The organism is Ruegeria lacuscaerulensis (assembly GCF_013033355.1).
GTDB lineage: Bacteria > Pseudomonadota > Alphaproteobacteria > Rhodobacterales > Rhodobacteraceae > Ruegeria > Ruegeria lacuscaerulensis_A.
The window spans coordinates 40,534-60,332 of sequence record NZ_WQDY01000016.1 but is presented as its reverse complement, the minus strand read 5'-3'; the positions used below and the strand labels follow the sequence as shown (position 1 = coordinate 60,332).

Genomic DNA, 19,799 nt, shown 5'->3' with positions numbered 1-19,799 from the left:
TGATCTTACGCAAACAGCGGCGGGTTATGACTTGCGTATCCGAGAAATTGGATGATCCGGAACGGGTGCGGTGCGGAAAGGACGAAACTGGGCCTTTTTTAATTTCAGTTTCAGCGCTTGCCACACGATCAAAGTGAAGGCACGCCGCGCCCCAAACGGACGTCGCACCAAAGACCAGAGGATCGCGCGATCGGTCAAGGGCGCCCTTGGGCCGGTAAGAGTGGCAATCAGCCCCCCCGACTTGCGCCCATAGTCAATCCAAACACCGACCCGGTCGGCGCGGCAGTCAAATCGAAACGTGTAAAAGCCTTCGATCTTTTGAAATGGCGATACATGCATCAGCTTGTCTGCCACGATGCGATCGGTGGGTTGGATGGGCGCGAAATTGGCATTGTGGCACAGGTAGCTGTGCCGCGTGCCATAAGTGTTCGTTACCTCAGCCACCACTGAGTAAAGGTTGTCGCAATCGTCAAAACAGAACCAGAAGCTGACCGGATTAAACACATGGCCCAGAACACGGGGTTGCGTCAGCAGCATGATGTGCGCCGGTTGCATAACGCCCAGCGCATCGAACTGTTCGCGCAACCAAGCCGCGCCGCGCCCCTTACCTGGCGCACCACCGTGGTCCCTATCTCTCCAGTTCGTAATGTTTGCGCCGTTCAAGGAAAACAGACGCGGCGTTGCGGCCTTTTTCTCGGGGTCAAACAGGATGTAGTCGACCGAATAGCGAAATGCGTTTTCGATGGCCCCTTTACGCCCATGATAGGTTTGCCCTGCAATATGGTCTATCCGATTCATTCCACATTTTCCATTCTGCCCGCGATTTGATCAAACAGCGCTTATTTTTTGCGGCCAATTCATAGGGATACTACGACAAGACAGCTCGTTTGGATTAAAATTTTCGTGCTTAGTGATCCAAGTTGGGACAGCCCGCGTAAAAAGAGTATGTTTACCGAGATCGATACCGCGAGCTTGGGTGAACCGGTGGCTGAAAAGCCCGTTGTAATGCCCCCGCGCGGGAAACAACGAGTAAAAGGACGACCGGTGAACCACGCAGACGGCAATTGCGAGACCAGAACGGAATGGGTTAACCATGTTGCCCGTATCCGCGACGCGCAGGATCAGGCGGCATTTGCCGAGCTGTTCCAGCATTTTGCGCCTCGGGTCAAAGCGTTCCTGATAAAGTCGGGGTCGGACGTGACCCTGGCAGAGGAATGTGCGCAAGAGGTGATGGCGACCTTGTGGCACAAGGCGCATCTATTCGATCCGGCCCGCGCAACGGTGGCCACTTGGGTGTTCACGATTGCTCGGAACAAGCGCATTGACGTGCTGCGCAAGCAACGCCGCCCCGAGCCCGAAGATCTGGGATGGGGACCCGAGGCCGAGCCGGACCAGCACGACATTATGGCGCTGCAACAGGAAACCGCGCAGCTGCGCGACGCGATGACCGCGTTGCCAGAGGCGCAAAGAGAATTGATCGAAAAGGCCTATTTCGGTGACCTGAGCCACCGAGAAATTGCCTCGCAAACCGGATTACCACTGGGCACGATCAAATCGCGAATTAGGTTGGCGTTGGACCGCTTGCGCCATTCGATGAATTGAGACAACGACGATGAGCAAAAACATAAAACATCACCTGACGGATGACCTGCTGATGGCTTACGCCGCAGGCAATCTGCCCGAAGCGTTCGACCTCATGGTCGCTACGCATCTGTCTCTGTGCGACCACTGCCGCGCGCGGGCCGAAAGCTTTGATGCCGTCGGGGGCTGTGTCCTGGAAGATCAGGAAAGCGCCGCTCGGATGAGCGACGGATCGCTTGCGGCAACTATGGCGTTGATTGCGCAAGGTGCACCGATTGCAAAACCAGCCCAACCGGGATGTTCGGTCCTGCCTGCTCCGTTGCAGGATTACGTGGGCGGAAATGTTGAGGCGATCAAGTGGCGCTCAATCGGCATGGGTGTGAAACAGGCTATCCTGCCGACTACTAGTGAAGCAACCGCGCGATTGCTGTTTATCCCCGCTGGGGCCGCCGTACCGGACCACAGCCACAACGGGATGGAGCTGACAATGGTCTTGCAAGGGGCGTTTTCGGATGAGGTCGACCATTTCGCCCGCGGCGATGTGGAAATCGCAGACGAGGACCTGCATCACACGCCCACGGCCGATATGTCCGAGGATTGCATCTGTCTGGCCGTGACCGACGCACCGTTGAAGTTCAACAAGCTGATGCCGCGCCTGTTCCAGCCTTTTCTACGAATCTGACGGCAGAGACACGTTGTGCTAAGCTGCCGTCATTCGTCGGAGGATAGTGCATGATGAAACGCCTGATCTTTATCGCAGCAATCCTGGGTCTGGCCACTTCGGCCTCGGCCCAACGCGTCGCCGAGGTCAAATTCCAACCCGGCAATTACGGCACGATGGTCAACGGCACCATCACCGGGGACGAGTATTTCGACTACAAGCTGGGCGCTCAGGCCGGTCAAGAGATTTTCGCCGATCTGAAGGTCAGCGATACCAATGGCAACGGCGTGATCTATTTCAACATCCTGCCACCGGGCAGCGAGGGTGAGGCGATCTATATCGGTTCGATCGACGGCAACACCGCGCGTATCGCCCTGCCCCAAAGCGGAGATTACACGATCCGCGTTTACCTGATGGGCAATGATCGCGATACCGGCAAGACGGTCGGTTACAATCTGGACCTGTCGATCCAGTAGCGGCTAACCTTCTGTCTTGCCCAGCGGTACCACATTGGAGTGATCGTCCGGGGCCAGTTCCTCGAAATCGAAATTGTCCAGCCGCTGCGCCCGGCGGCCAGCCTTTTCGGCGCTGATCTTGATTTCCGAGATGTCCTTGGCCGCCTGTCCAAAGTGGCGGTCCAGATTGGACACCCGGTCGCCAAGACGCTCCACATCCTTGTGTAGCATCCCCAATTCCTTGCGAATGGCACCCGCTTGCTCGCGCATCCGCGCGTCTTTCAGGATCGCGCGCATGGTGTTCAGCGTCGCCATGCAGGTGGTAGGCGACACGATCCAGACGCGCTTGCTGAAACTCTCCTGCACCAATTCGGGGAACTTGGCGTGCAGCTCGGCATAGACCGCCTCGGACGGCAGGAACATCAGCGCGCCATCGGCGGTTTCGCCATCCAGAATGTATTTCTCGGCAATGTCGTTGATATGCTTGCGAACTGTGCTGCGGAACATCTGCACCGCTGCCTTCAGCTCGGCATCGTTGGCCGATCCGATCAGCGCCTCATAGGCCTCCAGCGGAAATTTGCTGTCGATCACGATGGGGCCCGGTGGGTTCGGCAGGTTTATCAGGCAATCGGCGCGCCGCCCGTTCGACAAGGTCGCTTGCAGTCGGAAACTGTCCGAGGGCAGCGCCTTGGACACGATATCATTCAGCTGAATTTCCCCAAACGCGCCGCGCGTCTGCTTGTTCGACAGGATATCCTGCAGCGACAGCACATCACCCGACAGTTTGGTGATATTGTCCTGCGCCTTGTCAATGGCGGCGAGGCGCTCCTGCAGCTGGGTCAGCGAGGTCGCGGTCTGTTTCGACGAGCCATGCAGCGATTCCTTCATCCTCTCCTGCATCTCGGCCAAAGCACGCGCGGATTTCATCGCATTGTCCGCCAGCCGGTCATTCATTTGCTGCTGGACCGAGGACAGGCGCGATTCAACCGTCTGGATCACCTGCACCTGCGCGTTGGCCTGCGTGTCCGACACATGCTGCAACCCGCCGCGCAGTTGCTCCTGCCCCTGTCCCAATTGCTGCACGTGCTGGCCCAGGTGCGCCATCTGCCGCGCCAGAGGTTCAGCCATGCGGGCTGATTGCTGCGCCGCGCGAAGCGACAGAAACAGCAGTAAAAGGATCAGCGCCACCACCCCGCCTCCGATCAGAATCGCGGGGTCGTTTAGGGCGATTTGGGTGCCAGCAATCTCGATCATGTTGCCTCGGTTGTTCTTGTTTTATTCTACTTAGCGCGCGGCGCGCGCGGGATCAATTGCGCCCGAACAACCGTTCGATATCGGACAGTTTCAGTTCCACATAAGTTGGCCGCCCGTGGTTGCACTGTCCGGAATGAGGCGTTGCCTCCATCTCGCGCAGCAGGGCGTTCATTTCCTCGGCTCGCATCCGGCGGCCCGACCGGACCGAGCCATGACAGGCCACCCGGCTGAGGATCGCCTCAATCCGCGCCTGAACCGTCTGGCTTTCGCCCTGATCGGCCAGTTCATCGAGGATATCCAGGATCATCGCGCGGGCATCGACCTCACCCAGAATGGCGGGGGTTTCGCGCACGGCGATGGCGCCGCCGCCAAACGGCTCCAGCGTCAGGCCAAGGCGTGTCAGGTCGTCAGCCACGGCCATCAGACGGGCGCAGTCGCCGTCAGACAGTTCGACGATCTCGGGGATCAGCAGCGCCTGCGCGGCGACGCCGTTTTCCGCCATCTGGCGTTTGAGTTTCTCATAGACCAGCCGCTCATGCGCGGCGTGCTGATCGACGATCACCATTCCATCGGCGGTTTGGGCGATGATGTAGTTCTCATGCACCTGCCCGCGCGCTGCGCCCAGCGGCAGATCCTGCGCCGGGGGTTCTTCCGCGACGACGGGTGCGGGCTCCACGATGCTACCGCTGTAATCCTGCGACAGTTCCGCAAAGCCCGGCGCCTGCGCCTGGTAGGATGCCTGCCGGGCTGCCAGCGACGGCCGGTCCATCTGATAGACCCGCGTGGGCACAGGCTGTGCCGGTTCAGGCCGCATCGCGCCCAAGGTCGCGTTTGCCACGGTCGAAGATGCCCGATGCCCGGCCTCGGCCAACACGTGTCGCAGGGCCGAGACGATCAGCCCGCGCGCCACGCCGGGATCGCGGAACCGGACCTCGGATTTCGCAGGATGCACGTTTACATCCACCAGCGTTGGGTCGCAGTCGATGAACAGCGCCGCCGCCGGATGGCGATCCCGGCTGAGGAAATCGAAATAGGCCGCCCGCAGCGCTCCGGTCAGCATCTTGTCCCGCACCGGGCGGCCATTGACGAACAGGTACTGCGCCACCGCCGCGCCGCGCGAATAGGTCGGGAGGGCGGCGTATCCGTACAGCCTGATCCCCTCACGCGTGGCGTCGATCTGCAGGGCGTTCTCGGCAAACTCGCGCCCGATCACGCGGGCCAGACGGGCGTGCAACGCATCGAACAGATCGCCATTCTCGCGGTCGGCGCGGAAGGTCACACGCCCCTCGCCCCCGCCCGAGACATCGCGCAGGGTGAAGGTGATCGCGGGCTCGGCCATGGCCAGACGTTTGACCGTGTCGCTGATCGCCTGCGCCTCGGCCCGGTCGGTACGCATGAATTTCAGCCTTGCGGGCGTGGCAAAGAACAGATCGCGCAGCTCAACCACCGTGCCCGCGCGCAGGGCGGCGGGCTTGACCGCCTCCATCTTGCCGCCCGAGACGTTGATCTGCGCTGCCTCAGCCCCGGCCACGCGACTGGTGATGGTCAACCGACCCACCGCGCCCAATGAGGGCAGCGCCTCGCCCCGGAAGCCAAAGGTATGAATGTTCAGCAGGTCTGACCCGTCGATTTTCGAGGTCGCATGGCGCGACAGCGCCAGTGGCAGATCATCGGCCGCGATCCCGCAACCATCATCGGTGACGCGAATCAGCGTCTTACCCCCATCGGCAATATCGATGGCGATCCGGCTGGCCCCTGCATCAATGGCGTTTTCCACCAGTTCCTTGACCGCTGAGGCCGGACGTTCGACCACTTCGCCTGCCGCGATACGGTTGATCGCAGCATCGTCCAACTGTCGTATTACGGGACGGATATCGCTGATATTGGGGTGTGCCTGCGCCATACCACCAGACCTAGCATAAGCACACACGATTCTGCCACTGGTTTGAACGCACAATTTTTCCAAGAGGGGGCGTTCGAACAATCGCGCCGGGGCCGGGTTTTGCAGCCAGCAAACAAGGTCGCGATTGTCCGAACGATCGATAGTGAGTGGTGGTCATTCAGAAAGTAATTAAGTGCACTTAGCACGAATGAACTATGGGCCCTCATTAACTCTGGATGGCGTGCAATCTGAGCAGAATTCAGCCGACTGCACGCGGGCAGAAGTGGCAAGAACATGCCGTGTCAAGAGACTTTCGGTGTTCCGGCGCGGGTCTTGCATGGCCCCCAAAGCGCAGCGCAGGCCAGGATCAGGCCCGACACGGTGGCGATCATGCCTGCCGCACTGACCGCATCCGCGCCGCCCAGCCACAACGGGCCATACCCGGCTAGAACATAACCCAATACCGCAGATACCACGGCAAAGACAACGCTCCAGCCGATCTGGGTTTCCAGCCGGTTGGTCATCATCCGCGCGGCGGCGGGGGGGCAGATGAACATGGCGATCACGATGATCGACCCTACCGCGTCAAAGGCAGCGACAGCTGCAATGGCGGCGACAATCACAAGCGCAAAGCCCAACGAACCAGTGCGAATGCCGATGGTGCGGGCGAACCCTTCGTCGAAGGTGGAGATCTTCAACGGTCGCCAGAACAACCAGATGAACAGCGTCACGCCCAGCAAGGTCGCAGCAATGCGCGGCAGTTCGGGCGGCAGCCCCGCCAAAGCCGTCAGATCCAGCAACGAGGACCACCCCACCGCATCCAGCCAGATCAGGCTTTCCAGATTGCCATAGAGCGCATGTTCCACGTCCAGATGCACGGTCGAAGTATCGGTCTGTTCCAGCAACAGCACCCCGGCGGCGAACATGGTGGTAAAGACCACACCCATCGCGGCACCGGGTTCGATCTGGCCCAGTCTCCGGATCGCTTCGATCATTACCACGGCGACCACTGCGGCCCCCGCCGCACCCAGCATCATGGGCCATGTGGATATTGCTCCGGTCAGGATAAAGGCCACGACAATCCCCGGTAGCACCACATGGCTGATCGCATCGCCGATCAACGCCTGTTTACGCAGCACCAGAAAATTACCCGGCAACGCGCAGGCAATCGCCGCGAATGTGCCAATCAGCAAGGGCGTAAGGGACAGGGGGACAAACTCTTCACCGCTCATGCCATCACCCCCTGTGGGCCGCCGATCTGACGGTCGATTTCAGCGATCTGGTCTCGGGTCAGGACAGTCTCGATATCACGCAACCCGTGGTACAGCGCCGCTGTTGCCTCATGCGCCTGATCCGCGCGGACAATTTCCCAACGTTTTTCATCCCGCAGGGCCTTGGCGGCGCGGGCCTTCCCAGCCTCGGTCGCGACACCATCGGCGCGGGCCAGACCGGCGCGCTTCAACAGACGCAGGGTCAGAGGCTCGTAAATCTTCTGCCCCTGCGCCAGCGCCAGCAGGCCCTGACGGATATGCACCCGGCGCTGAAACCGCAAATGGCGCAGCACGGCGGCCAGAACGCCGCGCACCGGGGCCAGCAGCAGCGACAGGGCAAACAGGGCAAAGCTTACCAGCACGATGATCGGACCCGTCGGCAGGTTAGGGGCCGAGGCCGACAGCGCCGCGCCCACATAGCCCGATACCCCTCCGGCAATCCCGGCAAGCAGCACCACGCGGTCGGACCGTTCGGTCCAGAACCGCGCCGTGACAGCGGGAATGATCAGCAGCGCCACGATCAGGATCAGGCCGACGATTTTCAGCCCCACCACCGTGACGGCCATCACCAGCCCCATCATCGCAAGGTCGATGCGATGCACCGGCAGCCCCCGGGCGGCGGCATATTCGGGGTCAAAGGCCACCATGGTCATGGGCCGGCGCAGGATCATTACCAGCACCAGCGTGGCCGCCCCGCCCAGCGCGATTACCAGCGCATCGGCCCAGAGCATCCCGGCGGTCGAGCCCAGCAGGAACCCTTCAAGCCCCGCCTGACGACCCACGCCCATGGTCTGGATGACGGTCAGCAGCACTATGCCAAAGCCAAAGAACACCGACAGAACCGCACCGATCGCGGCATCCTCGGCCAGTCGCGTGTGGTGGGTCAGCCAGTTCATGCATAGCAAGCCGACCCAAGCCGACAGGGCCGAACCAGCCAGCAGTCCCAGAAGATTACGTCCGTCGCCGCCAAAGGCGACCAGCAACATGAAGGCCAGACACACACCGGGCAGCGTTGCATGGCTGATCGCGTCGCTGACCAGCGCCCGTTTGCGCAGAAACAGGAACGTGCCCGTCACCCCCGCCGACACGCCCAGCAGCGCAGCCCCGATGGCGACCAGCGAGGCGTTATAGCCCAGCTGAAGGGTCAAGGCGTCCCAAAACATGGATTATCCCAGCGCGCGCGAGATCTGGTCGATCTGGGCAGTCGCCAGACGGCCCCCATAGGCGGCTTGCAGGGTCTCGGCGGTGAAAGCCTGCTCTACCGGGCCCTCGGCCACTTTGCTGGTGTTGATCAGGAAGACATGGTCGAAATAGTCAGTGACGGTGGCCAGATCGTGATGCACGACAACCACGGTCTTCCCGGCCTCTTTCAGCGCTTTCAGCACCGCGATAATGGCCTTTTCGGTGGCCGCATCGACCCCGGCAAAAGGTTCGTCCAGCAGATACAGATCAGCCCCTTGCGCCAAAGCGCGGGCCAGAAAGACACGTTGTTGCTGACCGCCCGAAAGCTGACCGATCTGACGGTCCACGAAATCACGCATACCGACACGGTTCAGGCAATCCATCGCGCGCGCGCGATGACGACCCCGAATGCGGCCCAGCAGACCCAACTCGCGCGAGAGGCCCATCAGCACCACGTCGATCACGCGGGTCGGGAAATCCCAATCCACGCTGGCGCGCTGCGGGACATAGGCGATGCGAGCGCGCTGTTTCTCAAGCGCGTCGCCGTAAACCGTCACCTGGCCCGACAGCGCGGGCACAATCCCCAACGCAGCCTTCAACAGAGTCGACTTGCCAGCGCCGTTCGGCCCGATAATCGCGGTCATAGCGCCAGGCTGCACGGTAATATCCACTGAGAACACCGCGGGTTTCTGGCCGTAGGACACGGTCAGCCCGCGAATGGCCAGAGGGCTACTGCCCAGCCCGTTTTCCTGAACCGAAACTCCGTGATTTGCGGCCAGTTCAAGTGTCATCTCAGAACCCCGCCGACAATTTGCCATTCATGCCCAGTGCCGGTGCATCCGCACCCAGCGCGCTGGCAATGACAGTGATATTGTGATCCAGCATTCCGATATAGGTGCCTTCATAGGTGCCCGGCTCGCCCATGGCGTCGGAATACAGCTCTCCGCCCACATCCACCTGATGCCCCTTGGCCGCGGCACCCTCGATCAGCGCGCGCATGGACCGATCCGAGACCGAGCTTTCCACGAACACCGCTGTCAATTGCTGATCAACCAGCGTATCGACCAGTTCGCCGATCCGGTTCAGACCGGCCTCGGACTGGGTCGAGATGCCCTGAATGCCCAACACCTCATAGCCGTATTCCGCACCGAAATAGCCAAATGCGTCGTGGGCCGTCACCAGAATGCGATTGTCCTTTGGGACGGCGGCCAGCATCTGTTTCCCATAGGCTTCCAACTGGGTGATCTCGGCCAGATGGGCCTGCGCATTGGCCGCGAAAATCTCGGCTGCTTCGGGGCGGGTGTCGGTCAGCGCATTTTGCACCTGAACCACCACGTCGCGCCACAGGGCCGGGTTCATCCAGACATGCGGGTCGAATTTGTCGGCGTAATCATCATGGGCGCGCAGCTTGGACGTGTCGATCCCTTCGGCCACTGCCACCACGTTGCGCTTGCGGGACAGATCGTGAAAGAAATCCTCCATCTGCGCCTCAAGATACAAGCCGTGCCACAGGGTCAGGTCCGCGCGGGTCATGGCGACGATGTCGCTGCGGGTCTGGCGATAGGCGTGCGGATCGACGCCGGGGCCCATCAGGCCCTTGACCTCGACCTGATCGCCACCGACCTGGCGCACGGCGTCGGCAATCATACCGGTTGTCGCAACCACTTTCAGTGGCGTTTCGGCATTGGCCGAAATTGGCAAAGCGACAGCCAAAGCCAACGCAGCAAGAAAGTTACGACGAATCATGTCAGACCCCGATCTGATATCCCCACGACCATTAATATGAGAACCATTCGCAACTTAGTCAATGCTATTGCGAATTATTCGCAACAAAGTATTTATTTTTGACCAAATGGACAAAAAGTTGTCGTTGAATTGCCGGTTTGCCTTTCATTTGGGCGCAACCCGTGCGATTTTGGCGCAAACCTCCCAAAGGATGTGAGAATGGAAACGCAGAGCCCTGACAGCGCCGTGCGCACCGCGCATCTGCCGCAAGTGACCGAACCCCGCAATCCGGGCATGGATCTGGATCTGGACTGGGTGCGCGCCGTGCAGGCCAACACCTCGGCCATTGAACGCCGTGCCGCCACCCTGCCCGGTCGTCGTTCGGTAAAGAAAGACTATCAGGCCGCTTGGCTGCTGAAGGCGATCACGATGATCGACCTGACCACGTTGTCGGGCGATGACACGGCGGGCCGCGTGCGCCGCCTGTGCGCCAAGGCGCGCCAGCCCGTTGCGCCCGCGCTGCTGCAGGCAATGGATATGCCGCCGATCACCACCGGGGCCGTGTGCGTGTATCACGACATGATTGAACCTGCCGTGACCGCGCTGAAAGGCACGGGGATTCCCGTGGCGGCTGTCTCGACCGGGTTCCCGGCGGGCTTGTCGCCTTTCCATCTGCGCGTAGCCGAGATTGAAGAAAGCGTGAAGGCCGGGGCCGAGGAAATCGATATCGTGATCTCGCGCCGTCACGTGCTGTCGGGCGACTGGCAGGCGTTGTATGACGAGATGAAGGCGTTCCGCGCCGCCTGTGGCGATGCCCATGTCAAAGCCATTCTGGCGACCGGAGAGCTGGGCAGCCTACGAAATGTAGCCCGCGCCTCGGTCGTGTGCATGATGGCGGGGGCGGATTTCATCAAGACCTCGACCGGCAAGGAAAGCGTCAACGCCACCCTGCCCGTCTCGCTGGTGATGATCCGCGCGATCCGGGATTACTATGACCGCACAGGATACCGCGTCGGCTACAAACCGGCTGGTGGGATTTCCAAAGCAAAGGACGCGCTGGTCTATCTGTCGCTGATCAAGGACGAGTTGGGCGATCGCTGGCTGAAGCCGGACCTGTTCCGGTTCGGGGCGTCGTCGCTGCTGGGCGATATCGAGCGGCAGTTGGAACATTATGCCACCGGGGCGTACTCGGCTGGCTACCGTCACTCCATGGGCTGAGGAAAAGAACAATGACAGTCAAAGAGATTTTCGAAACCATGGATTACGGCCCAGCCCCCGAAAGCGCAGCCGAGGCGCTGGCTTGGCTGGTCGATCAGGGTGACAAATTCGGCCACTATATCGACGGGGCCTTCACCAAACCCGGTAAAGGGTTTGACAGCCGCAACCCGGCGACCGGAGAAGTGCTAGCCAAGCTGACCCAAGCCAAACAGGCCGACGTGGACGCCGCAGTGGCCGCAGCCCGCAAAGCGCAACCCAAGTGGGAGAAGCTGGGAGGCGCGGGACGGGCGCGGTATCTCTATGCCATTGCGCGCCTGCTGCAGAAGCATTCGCGTTTGTTCGCGGTGCTAGAAAGCCTCGACAACGGCAAACCGATCCGTGAATCGCGCGACATCGACATCCCTCTGGCCCAGCGGCATTTCTATTACCACGCTGGCATGGCGCAGCTGATGGAAAGCGAGTTGCCCGACGCGCAGGCTTTGGGCGTTTGCGGGCAGATCATCCCGTGGAACTTCCCGCTGCTGATGCTGGCGTGGAAGATCGCGCCCGCGCTGGCGATGGGGAACACGGTGGTTCTGAAACCTGCCGAGTACACTTCGCTGACTGCGCTGCTGTTTGCTGACATCTGCACGCAAGCCGGTTTGCCCAAGGGCGTAGTCAATATCGTCACCGGCGACGGCGCGGTGGGTGAGATGATCGTCAACGCCGACGTGGACAAGATTGCCTTCACCGGCTCAACCACCGTTGGGCGACGCATCCGCGAGGCGACTGCTGGATCCCGCAAGGAACTGACGTTGGAGCTGGGCGGTAAATCCGCCTATATAGTGTTCGACGATGCCGATATCGACAGCGCCATCGAAGGGCTAGTCGATGCGATCTGGTTCAATCAGGGTCAGGTCTGCTGTGCGGGCTCGCGCCTGTTAGTGCAGGAAGGCATTGCCGACCGTTTCCACGCCAAGCTGCGCGCGCGGATGGACGGCTTGCGCATCGGTGATCCTCTGGACAAGTGCATCGACGTGGGCGCGGTTGTGGACCCGATCCAGTTGCAGACGATCAAAGGCATGGTCGACAGCAACACCGCAGGTGAGGTTTATCAGGCGGCCTGCGCGCTGCCCGAGAACGGCTGCTATTATCCGCCCACGCTGATCTCGGGTCTGGAGACATCCGATCCGCTGATGCAAGAGGAGATTTTTGGCCCGGTTCTGGTCTCCTCGACCTTCCGCACGCCCACTGAGGCGGTCGAACTGGCCAATAACACCCGTTACGGGCTGGCCGCGACCGTGTGGACCGAGAATGTGAACCTCGCGCTGGATATCGCGCCCAAGCTGGTTGCGGGCGTGGTCTGGGTAAATGCCACCAACCTGTTTGACGCCGCTGCCGGGTTCGGCGGAGTGCGCGAAAGCGGCTTTGGCCGTGAAGGCGGCTGGGAAGGGCTGGCCGCCTATACCAAGCCCAAAGGCAAGACCAAGCCGCTGGCAAAGGTCGAGGCTGCAATGGGCCAAGGCGCGCCGGTTGATCCTATTGATCGCACCGCCAAGATGTATGTGGGTGGAAAGCAAGCGCGACCGGACGGAGGCTATTCGAAACCCGTCTGGGGTAAATCCGGCCTGCTGGGCCATGTGGGTCTGGCGAACCGCAAGGACGTGCGCAACGCGGTAGAAGCCGCGGCGGGCGCGAAAGGCTGGTCCAAGACCACCGGCCATCTGCGGGCGCAGATCTTGTACTACATCGGCGAAAACCTCTCGGCCCGCGCGGATGAGTTCGCCACCCGGATCGACACCATGACCGGTGGCAAAACCGGCGCGGCCGAGGTTGAGGAATCAATCCAGCGCCTGTTCAGCGCCGCGGCCTGGGCCGACAAATATGACGGTCAGGTCCATGGCGTACCGATCCGGGGTGTTGCCCTTGCGATGAAGGAACCTGTTGGCGTGATCGGGGCACTGTGCGCGGATGAGGCACCTTTGCTGGGCCTGATCTCGGCCATGGCCCCCGCAATTGCGATGGGCAACCGGGTGGTGCTGGCGGCCTCCGAACCCTATCCACTGGCTGCAACGGATTTCTATCAGATCCTTGAAACCTCGGATGTACCCGCAGGGGTGGTCAACATCCTGACCGGCAGTCACGCGGAGCTGGCGAAACCACTTGCCTCACACATGAACGTGGATGCGGTCTGGACGTTCTCGTCCACTGACCTGTCCAAAGAGATTGAGGTTGTATCTGCAGGGAACCTGAAACGTACATGGGTCAATAACGGCGCGACAACCGACTGGAGCATCGACCACACACGCCGTTTTTTGCAGGCCGCGACCGAGGTCAAGAACATCTGGGTGCCTTACGGCGAGTAAAGCAACACAGGACGCAGGCGAAAGCCCGCTCATGTGCAGACATTTTGTGAATGGGGTCACAGACAAAGCCGCTTGCCTGACCCAACGTAAGGTCCATTCTAATCCAGAATGGGCCTTTTTTCATGCTGAGTTTACCGATTGATTTCTCAACCTCTTTACAGATTGTCACGTTGGTAGGCGTCTGCGGCGCCGGACTGTACATTCTGAACTACTTCATGCTGCAGATGGGTGTCATCAGGGGAACAGGAATCCTTTACCCCGTCCTGACCATTATCGCCGCCAGTTGCGTCCTGATCAGTATGGCTGAAGAATTCAATCTGGCGGGTTCGATCATCCAGATGGCATATATTCTGATCTCGGTCCTTGGTCTATTGCGAGGCTACTTGTCCCGGCACTTGGTGCGGTTCTCGGAGGACGAGCGCCAATTCATCGCACTACATCTGGAATCGTTAAAACCCCATCAGGCCCGCAGGTTGCTGAACACGGCCACCGTGAAAGAGTTCCCAACCGGGGATATCCTGATCGAAGAAGGCAAGACCACCGATTTTCTGGGATTTGTATTGACCGGTCGAACCACGATCCTGAAAGACGGTCAGGTGATCAACTGCTGCGGATCGGATGAAATACTCGGAGAGCTGACCTTCGGCCTTGGCCTGCCCGCAACTGCCACCGTCATCGCAACCGAACCGACCAGATGCCTGGTCTTCGACAACATCAAGCTGACGCGCTTGCTCAAACGAAACAGACATATTGATGATGCGCTAAAGGCCGCGCATTTCAGACATGCGCGGCAAAAGCTGCTGAGCAGCAACAAGCATACGTTACTGGCCCAGAAAAGACCCGCCGCTGCCTAACCGGATCAACCGTCCAGATCTTCGGGTTTGCCGACAATGGTGAAATGCAACCCTTCTGGATCCAACAGCTCGGATGCAACGCGGTTCACATCCTCCAACGTAACGGCGTTCACCTGATCGTTGCGTGTCGCGATATAGTCGATCGGCAGGTCTTCCATCTGCATCCCAACCATGATCGACGCGATCTGGCTGTTTCCGTCAAAGCGCAACGGGTAGGCACCGGTCAGATAGGTCTTTGCTTCATCCAATTCCGTCTGCGTCACACCTTCGTCTGCCGCGCGGGCCCATTCGTCACGAATGACTTTGACGGCCTCGGCAATACGATCATTGGCCGAAGACACGGATCCCAGATAAACCGAGGCCAGATCCTTGGGCACCAGATAGGTGCTGACACCATAGGTAAGGCCCCGTTTTTCACGCACCTCATGCATCAGGCGGCTTTCAAAACCACCCCCGCCCAAGATGTGGTTCAGAACAAAGGCCGCAAAGAAGTCGGGATCATCACGGTCGATCCCCTCATGGCCAAACAATGCCACCGATTGCGGAGTGTCGAATTCGACCACGCTTACACCACCGGGAATGGTCACCTGAGCACGGCCCGGTATCGGTTTGCCGCTTGCGGGCAGGTCGGCCAACAGCTTATCCAGCAGCACGCCCAGTTCCTCGGCCGTGATGTCGCCAACTGCGCCAACATACATGCGGTCCTTGGCGAACACATTTTCGTAAGCCGTGACAATATCGTCCCGCGTCAGGGTGGTGACGCTGTCGATGGTACCTTTGCCCTCGGACCCATAGGGATGATCACCATAGGCCATGCGGGCAAAGTTGCGACCGGCAATGTCATTGGGATCGGTTTGATCCGAGCGCAGCCCAGACAGAACCTGCGCCCGCACGCGGTCCACAGCGTCCTGATCAAAGCGCGGCTCATGCAAAGTAACGCGCAGCAGATCGACCACCTCGTCGCGATTTTCGGTCAGAAACTGCGCCGACACCGATACCTGGTCGTCAGTTGCGTTATACCGGAAAGAGGCGGCCAGAGACTCCAACTCGCGGGCATAGGTGCGCGAGTCCATATCGCCCGCGCCTTCTTCGATCAGGCCCGCCATTAGGTATACTGCGCCGCGTTTGTCCGGATCATCTAGCGAGGTGCCGCCACGAAACCGCAACTCGATCGCGGTGAAGGGAATCGAATGATCCTCGACCAGCCAGGCGGTAATACCCCCGGGCGACGTGACTTCCTGAATTTCGATCTCGGCCCAGGCTGGCAAAGCGATAATGAAAGCGATCAGAGTGGCAAAGATCCGTTTCATTGTGTCACCTCATCGTCGCGCATCAGCCACCCGGTGACTGATGTTTCGAGTTGAAAGACTTCGCGGGCGGCCGCGATGATCTCATCGCCGGTAACGGCCTGCAAAATATCGGGCCAAGCTTGAACGTCTTCGACCGTCAATCCGCTGGTCAATGCACGGCCATAGCGGTTGCCGATTCCGTCCACGTTGTCACGCGCATAGGTCTGCGATGCCCGCAACTGCATCTTGATGCGATCCAGGTCGTCCTCGTTCACACCTTCGGCAATAAAATCCGCAACAGCCCGATCCATCGCATCTTCGGCTTCTTGCAAAGACACGCCCTGCGCCGGGACAACCAGAAGATCAAAGGTTGTATTATCCAGCGACATCCCGCGATAAAACGCACCGCTGAAGACGGCCTTTTGCTGGTCGAACTGCAGTTTTTCGGACAGGTATGACGTATTGCCCCCGCCCAAAAGCTCGGCCAGCAGGAACAACGCCGCAGCCTTTTCCTGCGCGCCCGCGTCGCGCTCTTGCGCCAGATAGCTGCGCTGAACATAGGGTTGCGAGACGCGCGGGTCCTTATAGGTCAGCCTCCGCGCTGCGGTCTGAGGCGGTTCTTGCGACCTGATGCGTTCGGGCAGATCCGGGTTGGCCGGAATGACGCCATAGTATTTCTCGGCCAAGGTTCTTACGTCATCGGGATCAACGTCTCCTGTAACGACCAGAATGGCGTTATTGGGGGCGTAATGGGTCTGGTAGAAGGACAGCGCATCCTGCATGTCCAGTGTCTCCATCTCATGCCGCCAGCCGATGATCGGCACACCATAGCGATGGTTGAGGTACTGCGCCGCGCTCATCTGCTCGCCGAACAAGGCGCGCGGATTGTTTTCTGTGCGCTGATTACGCTCTTCAAGGATCACGTCGCGTTCGGTAAGGATATCTTCCTCACTCAGGCGGATATTGCGCATCCTGTCGGATTCCATCCGCATCATAAGCTCTAGCCGGTCCGAGGCCACGCGTTGGAAATACGCTGTATAGTCGTAGGAGGTGAAAGCGTTGTCATTACCGCCATTGGCTGCGACCGTGGCCGAGAACTCACCCGGTGCAAGCGTATCCGTGCCTTTGAACAACAGATGTTCCAGAAAATGCGCCACACCAGACGACCCAATCGGCTCATCCGCAGACCCTGCTCGATACCAGACCATATGCTGCACCACAGGGGCGCGGTGATCTTCAACCACCACGACATCCATGCCGTTATCAAGCGTGAAGGTAGTGACCGTCTCCTGCCCATCCTCGGCTAAGACCGGGGTGGCGGCGATCAGGGCAGCCGACAATGCCAAGGCCCGAACCATGGGGCATCCTCCGTATAGTTTGCTGTGGTTCAAACTACGGTGGTGCGGCGCAGGTTCAAGGCCGATGACGAAAAGTTAAGGATTATTCATCCAAAGGAGGGGCCGAAGGCGTTTCGATACCTACACGACGGGCCGCCTGGTTCTGTTGTTCCGCGTTCAGCGCCTCTTTCCGGTAGACCTGCTCATAGCGGTCGATCTTGAACAAACGCAAACGGGTCAGTCGGCCTTGCTTCCTACGGAACTCGGCATCCTCAGTATCAACCACCTGACGGGTATTGGACGGGACACCGTAGCGGCTTGAGGCTGTCACCAACGCGGCATCCGTCGATGGAATCGCCGTATTCGGATTCAGAGCTGCCGGATTGCCACCAAGCGCCGCAACCGCATCGGCTGTTGGCGTTGGGTCGGTCAGGTTACCACCGCCCGGAGTTGGAGCAGGCAGGAACTGATAGTCCTTGGGCTGCGTCAGAGGTTTCACCGGCAGCACGGAAAACTCGTCCGGCCCTGGCCCCGGCGCTTCAAGGTGGCGCAGGCCGATATCGGCACATCCTGCAACCGCAAAAGCCAATGTCACGGCAAATATGGAACGCGGCAACCGCATCAGAGTCTCCAGCCTGTTTCGGGCGTTTTAGCGCATATCGACAAGCGCGTCACGAGGGCTTTTTGCTGTCGAACAGCACCAGCCCTATGGCCCCCGCAAAAATGAACACGTCGGCAAGGTTGAAAACAAATGGGTTGTTGATGCCGCAACATGACATGTTCAAGAAATCGAGAACAAAGCCATAAAGCACACGGTCAACAACATTGCCCAGCGCTCCGCCGATCAGCAAACCGCCGCAGAACAGCATCAGCTTTGATGGTGCAGAGCGCATCAGCCAGATCAACACAGCAACCGAGATCGCAACGGACACGCCGATCAGCACCCAGCGCGCCGCGTCGCTGTTGCCCTGAAACAGGCCGAAATTGATGCCCCGATTCTCGCCGTATTTGAACACAAGCAAGGGCGGCAGAACGTCGATATCGCCCTCGGCCACGCGCATGACGTGGACGACCAGATATTTGCTGATCTGGTCGATCGCGAACGCCGCAAGCGCAGCCAAAAGGAGCAAGCGATAGCGCATTAGTGACGGAAATGCCGCATACCGGTGAAAACCATGGCCAGACCGGCCTCGTCCGCCGCTGCGATCACTTCATCATCGCGCATCGAGCCACCGGGCTGGATCACACAGGTGGCACCGGCTTCGGCCGCCTCCATCAGACCGTCGGGGAAGGGGAAGAACGCGTCAGACGCCACGGCCGAGCCGATGGTAAGCGGTTGCGGCAGCCCCAGCACATCGGCCATACGTTCGGCTTTTTTGGCGGCAATCAGCGCCGAATCCACGCGGCTCATTTGCCCTGCGCCGACGCCTACGGTCGCGCCATCTTTGACGTAGACGATGGCATTAGACTTGACATGTTTCGCCACTTTCCACGCGAACAGCAAATCGCGCATTTGATCTTCGGTCGGAGCCTTTTTGGTGACGACCTTCAGGTCATCCATGCCAACAAAACCATTGTCCTTGTCCTGCACAAGCAGGCCACCAGCCACCTGACGGACGGTCTTGCCACCTGCGGTCACATCCGGCAGGCCTTCGGTCGTCAGCAAGCGCAAGTTCTTCTTGGCGGCGAAAATAGCCTTGGCCTCATCCGACGCGCCCGGAGCAATCACGACCTCGGTGAAGATGCCAGTGATCTCCCGCGCGGTTTCCGCATCCAGCGGTTGGTTCAGCGCCACGATCCCACCAAAGGCCGAGGTACGGTCACAGTCGAACGCAGCCTTGTAGGCCTCGATCAGCGTGGCACCTTTCGCCACGCCGCAGGGGTTGGCATGTTTGATAATCGCACAGGCCGCACCCTGCGCCGGGTCGAACTCAGCCACCAACTCAAAGGCTGCATCTGTGTCGTTGATGTTGTTGTAGCTCAGCTCCTTGCCCTGATGCTGCACCGCCGTGGCCACGCCGGGGCGGCCCGAGCCATCGGTGTAGAAGGCCGCCGTCTGGTGACTGTTCTCACCATAGCGCAGGGTCTGTTTCAACTCACCGGCAAAGGCGCGGCGTTTGGGGGCTTCAAGTTCCAGCGCATCGGCCAGCCAGTTGGACACAGCGGTGTCATAAGCAGCGGTGCGGGCGTAGGCTTTTTGCGCCAGCTTTCGGCGGAATTTCGGGCAGGTCGCGCCATTGTGCTGATCCATATCGCCCAGCAGTTTGTCGTAATCCTCGACATCAACGACAACATTCACAAAGGCATGGTTCTTGGCCGCCGCGCGGATCATCGCCGGGCCACCAATGTCGATATTCTCGACACATTCGTCATAGTCGGCACCCTTGGCTACGGTCGCCTCGAACGGGTAGAGGTTCACCACCAGCAGGTCGATCGCGCCAATCCCGTGCTCGGTCATCGCGGCCACATGGGTGTCGTTGTCACGCAGCGCCAGCAGCCCGCCATGCACCATCGGGTGCAGGGTCTTGACCCGGCCGTCCATCATTTCGGGAAAACCGGTGATCTCGCTGACGTCTTTCACGTCCAGCCCCGCCTCGCGCAGCGCCTTTGCGGTGCCGCCGGTTGACAACAACTCGACCCCGCGCTCGGCCAGCGCCTTGCCCAGATCGATCAATCCGGTCTTATCGGATACGGAAAGCAGCGCGCGGCGCACGGGGTGAAGGTCGGTCATGGGTCCAAAGGTCC

18 protein-coding genes are annotated in these 19,799 nt (G+C 60.1%); 6 read left to right on the top strand and 12 right to left on the bottom strand.

Annotated elements, in window-relative coordinates:
• Positions 1 to 24: 24 nt before the first annotated feature.
• Positions 25 to 798 carry a DUF1365 domain-containing protein gene (locus GOW48_RS20770; protein ID WP_170756005.1) on the bottom strand — a complete coding sequence of 258 codons (774 nt, stop codon included), beginning with the start codon at positions 796 to 798 and terminating at the stop codon, positions 25 to 27.
• Between the two features lie 147 nt (positions 799 to 945).
• Here GOW48_RS20770 and GOW48_RS20765 point away from each other — a divergent pair, with 147 nt between their 5' ends.
• From GOW48_RS20765 to GOW48_RS20755, 3 genes are read left to right on the top strand one after another with little or no spacing between them, the layout of a single operon-like run.
• Positions 946 to 1,602, top strand: coding sequence for a sigma-70 family RNA polymerase sigma factor (locus tag GOW48_RS20765; protein WP_170353969.1), 657 nt, complete (start codon positions 946 to 948; stop codon positions 1,600 to 1,602).
• A gap of 10 nt (positions 1,603 to 1,612) precedes the next feature.
• Positions 1,613 to 2,263, top strand: coding sequence for a ChrR family anti-sigma-E factor (locus tag GOW48_RS20760; RefSeq protein ID WP_170756004.1), 651 nt, complete (start codon positions 1,613 to 1,615; stop codon positions 2,261 to 2,263).
• Positions 2,264 to 2,313: 50 nt separating this feature from the next.
• Positions 2,314 to 2,718 carry a hypothetical protein gene (locus GOW48_RS20755; RefSeq protein ID WP_234899431.1) on the top strand — a complete coding sequence of 135 codons (405 nt, stop codon included), beginning with the start codon at positions 2,314 to 2,316 and terminating at the stop codon, positions 2,716 to 2,718.
• 3 nt (positions 2,719 to 2,721) lie between these two features.
• Here the strand turns inward: GOW48_RS20755 and GOW48_RS20750 are convergent, their stop codons facing one another.
• From GOW48_RS20750 to GOW48_RS20725, 6 genes are all read right to left on the bottom strand, one after another.
• Positions 2,722 to 3,951 carry a DNA recombination protein RmuC gene (locus GOW48_RS20750; protein WP_170756002.1) on the bottom strand — a complete coding sequence of 410 codons (1,230 nt, stop codon included), beginning with the start codon at positions 3,949 to 3,951 and terminating at the stop codon, positions 2,722 to 2,724.
• 52 nt (positions 3,952 to 4,003) lie between these two features.
• The gene (gene mutL / locus GOW48_RS20745; protein WP_170756001.1) at positions 4,004 to 5,854 is read right to left on the bottom strand and encodes a DNA mismatch repair endonuclease MutL; all 1,851 of its coding nucleotides are present in this window, start codon (positions 5,852 to 5,854) and stop codon (positions 4,004 to 4,006) included.
• Between the two features lie 281 nt (positions 5,855 to 6,135).
• The gene (locus GOW48_RS20740) at positions 6,136 to 7,065 is read right to left on the bottom strand and encodes a metal ABC transporter permease (protein ID WP_170756000.1); all 930 of its coding nucleotides are present in this window, start codon (positions 7,063 to 7,065) and stop codon (positions 6,136 to 6,138) included.
• On the bottom strand, positions 7,062 to 8,267 hold the full coding sequence (locus tag GOW48_RS20735; RefSeq protein ID WP_170755999.1) for a metal ABC transporter permease: 1,206 nt from the start codon (positions 8,265 to 8,267) through the stop codon (positions 7,062 to 7,064). The genes GOW48_RS20740 and GOW48_RS20735 overlap by 4 nt, the downstream gene beginning before the upstream one ends.
• Positions 8,268 to 8,270: 3 nt before the next feature.
• A complete protein-coding gene (locus GOW48_RS20730) occupies positions 8,271 to 9,077 on the bottom strand; it encodes a metal ABC transporter ATP-binding protein (RefSeq protein ID WP_170755998.1) in 807 nt (268 codons plus the stop codon).
• A 1-nt stretch (position 9,078) separates the two neighbouring features.
• Positions 9,079 to 10,032 (bottom strand): metal ABC transporter solute-binding protein, Zn/Mn family, encoded by a 954-nt coding sequence (locus GOW48_RS20725; protein WP_170755997.1) that lies wholly within the window; start codon positions 10,030 to 10,032, stop codon positions 9,079 to 9,081.
• Positions 10,033 to 10,230: 198 nt separating this feature from the next.
• On the opposite strand from GOW48_RS20725, the gene deoC reads away from it, so the two are divergent.
• The 3 genes from deoC to GOW48_RS20710 all read left to right on the top strand — a co-directional run bounded on the left by deoC (position 10,231) and on the right by GOW48_RS20710 (position 14,428).
• Positions 10,231 to 11,229, top strand: coding sequence for a deoxyribose-phosphate aldolase (deoC, locus tag GOW48_RS20720; RefSeq protein WP_170755996.1), 999 nt, complete (start codon positions 10,231 to 10,233; stop codon positions 11,227 to 11,229).
• Positions 11,230 to 11,240: 11 nt separating this feature from the next.
• Positions 11,241 to 13,574: an aldehyde dehydrogenase family protein gene (locus tag GOW48_RS20715; protein ID WP_170755995.1), complete on the top strand. Its 2,334-nt coding sequence runs from the start codon at positions 11,241 to 11,243 to the stop codon at positions 13,572 to 13,574.
• 122 nt (positions 13,575 to 13,696) lie between these two features.
• Complete coding sequence (locus GOW48_RS20710; protein ID WP_170755994.1) at positions 13,697 to 14,428, top strand: Crp/Fnr family transcriptional regulator; 732 nt, start codon at positions 13,697 to 13,699, stop codon at positions 14,426 to 14,428.
• Positions 14,429 to 14,433: 5 nt separating this feature from the next.
• Here GOW48_RS20710 and GOW48_RS20705 read toward each other — a convergent pair whose 3' ends face one another.
• From GOW48_RS20705 to purH, 5 genes are all read right to left on the bottom strand, one after another.
• Positions 14,434 to 15,738: a M16 family metallopeptidase gene (locus tag GOW48_RS20705; protein ID WP_170755993.1), complete on the bottom strand. Its 1,305-nt coding sequence runs from the start codon at positions 15,736 to 15,738 to the stop codon at positions 14,434 to 14,436.
• A complete protein-coding gene (locus GOW48_RS20700; RefSeq protein ID WP_170755992.1) occupies positions 15,735 to 17,075 on the bottom strand; it encodes a M16 family metallopeptidase in 1,341 nt (446 codons plus the stop codon). The genes GOW48_RS20705 and GOW48_RS20700 overlap by 4 nt, the downstream gene beginning before the upstream one ends.
• An 82-nt stretch (positions 17,076 to 17,157) precedes the next feature.
• Entirely contained in the window at positions 17,158 to 17,676 is a 519-nt protein-coding gene (locus GOW48_RS20695) for a DUF3035 domain-containing protein (RefSeq protein WP_170755991.1), read from the bottom strand.
• A gap of 49 nt (positions 17,677 to 17,725) precedes the next feature.
• Positions 17,726 to 18,196, bottom strand: coding sequence for a signal peptidase II (gene lspA / locus GOW48_RS20690; RefSeq protein WP_170755990.1), 471 nt, complete (start codon positions 18,194 to 18,196; stop codon positions 17,726 to 17,728).
• Positions 18,196 to 19,785: a bifunctional phosphoribosylaminoimidazolecarboxamide formyltransferase/IMP cyclohydrolase gene (gene purH, locus GOW48_RS20685; protein WP_170755989.1), complete on the bottom strand. Its 1,590-nt coding sequence runs from the start codon at positions 19,783 to 19,785 to the stop codon at positions 18,196 to 18,198. Before purH ends, lspA begins: the two co-directional genes overlap by 1 nt.
• Positions 19,786 to 19,799 lie beyond the last annotated feature (14 nt).